The sequence below is a fragment of the Clostridium frigidicarnis genome (assembly GCF_900111985.1).
In the GTDB taxonomy this organism is placed as follows: domain Bacteria; phylum Bacillota; class Clostridia; order Clostridiales; family Clostridiaceae; genus Clostridium_Z; species Clostridium_Z frigidicarnis.
Genome location: NZ_FOKI01000098.1, coordinates 1 through 1756, shown reverse-complemented (window position 1 = coordinate 1756; position 1756 = coordinate 1). Strand labels below are relative to the sequence as shown.

The 1756-nt window shown below is 25.2% G+C and carries 1 protein-coding gene and 2 pseudogenes; 1 reads left to right on the top strand and 2 read right to left on the bottom strand.

The window, feature by feature from the left end:
* Positions 1–386 (bottom strand): annotated as a pseudogene (locus BM119_RS19435) (ArnT family glycosyltransferase); the annotation flags it as partial.
* A 487-nt stretch (positions 387–873) separates the two neighbouring features.
* Between BM119_RS19435 and BM119_RS19430 the strand changes: the two are divergent.
* Positions 874–1134: pseudogene (locus BM119_RS19430) on the top strand (transposase); the annotation flags it as partial.
* A gap of 145 nt (positions 1135–1279) precedes the next feature.
* Here the strand turns inward: BM119_RS19430 and BM119_RS19425 are convergent.
* Positions 1280–1756 (bottom strand): sulfatase-like hydrolase/transferase (locus BM119_RS19425; protein ID WP_177199526.1); only part of this gene is annotated, 477 nt, incomplete at its 5' end.

Sequence of the window (1756 nt, the reverse complement as noted above, 5' to 3'; positions counted from 1 at the left end):
GTCATACTCATATGAGGAAATCTTGCCATGTAAGCTGTATCCTTGAACATATCCGTAGATCCAGCTAGAAAATCACCTGCACATATAAACATCCTATTAAAATCACCTACAGGAATACTATATATATTATAAAACCATAAAATTCTTATAATTAAAGCACTCCCAAGTATAACTGTAACTATTAAAGATTTGTTATATTTATTTTTCAAACCATAATATGTTCCTCCAACAAGTATAATTGTAATAATTATGAAACAAATTGATAAACCTGTAATATCAGGTTTTTCTACATTAAAACATACTATACTCCCAACCACTATAAATAAAAACAAAAATTTTAAAGCTAAATTTAAAAATTTATTAAATCCATAACTTATATTCTTCATAAAAACTCCCCCAGTCATGTTTTGCTTCGTAAAATGCATTATCTTCTTATCCATGATTTAGAATCTTTCAGATTTTCTTCTTTCATAAAATTTACTACATCATAAATAATACCGCCTTCATTATTCAACTAAAATAACACTATATCCGCCATTAATTAAGTATATTTGTATAACCTCTCTTATATGTTTTTCATCATTTACCACCAATATTTTACATTTATTATTCATAAAAGCCCTACCTTCTTGTTGTAATTATGTTTTAATTATACATAAAATCACGTTTTATCTTCTATCACTATTGCATAATTAAATTCTTTATTTTTAACCCTTATATTAATATTAAAACTAATTTATTAAGATTTCTTAAGGAAACTTCTTAAGATTTTATAACATTTTTACTATTAATATATTAAATCCCATGTATAAATTAAACATTTAATCCATTATCATTTATAATATTTAACAAAAACTAGGAATATAATTGGGTAATTTAAGCACATTCTTTGCATTCCCAGATAACATAAGAAAAATAATATATACTACTAATACTGTAGAAAGTTTGAATAGCCCATTTAGAAAAGTAACAAAGACAAAACTAATATTCCCTAAGGATGATAGCTTATTGAAGATGCTCTATCTAGCCGTTGAAAGCGTAGCAAAAAAATAGACCAGAAGTTATTCGAATTGGGATTTAGTAATAAATCAACTGTATATAATTTTTAGCAATATTCTTAACAAAAATGCATAACAAAAGGACTTTAAAATTAAGATACACTTAATAAATAAAATCCTAATAAATAAATGCCTTGCTCCATATTATTACCATACTATGATTATAATGTAAAATATGAGCAATAGAAAAATTATTTACACCCTCTTTCAAACATATAATTTTATTGCTTATTTTTAAAGTAATTTCCCTCTATTATCTTATCTGCAACTGAAAAAACATTTTTTATGTGATTTTCTTCTTCTTTACTTTTAGTTTTACCCATTATCTCTCCATTATTTAATATAGTGGAGTTCCTTTCAGTATTAACAAGAATTCTTCCCATGGCACTATCTTTTAACCTGTCTCTCTCTATTCCCATTAGATAAGCTACCGTAGGCATCATATCAATTTGCCCACCTATAACATCCTTTTTCTCACCACTTAATTCTGGATTATATATTATAAATGGAACTCTTAAATCTTTCTCTCTAAATTTTTCTTCCATATTTTTTATCTCATTTACTTTATCTTGATAAAATTTATGAACACCTGTATGATCTCCATAAATAACCAAAACTGTATTGTCTAATTGATTTTTTTCTTTTAGCATATTAACTAAATTTCCAATTTGTTTATCTACGTAATTTACACTTTGGAA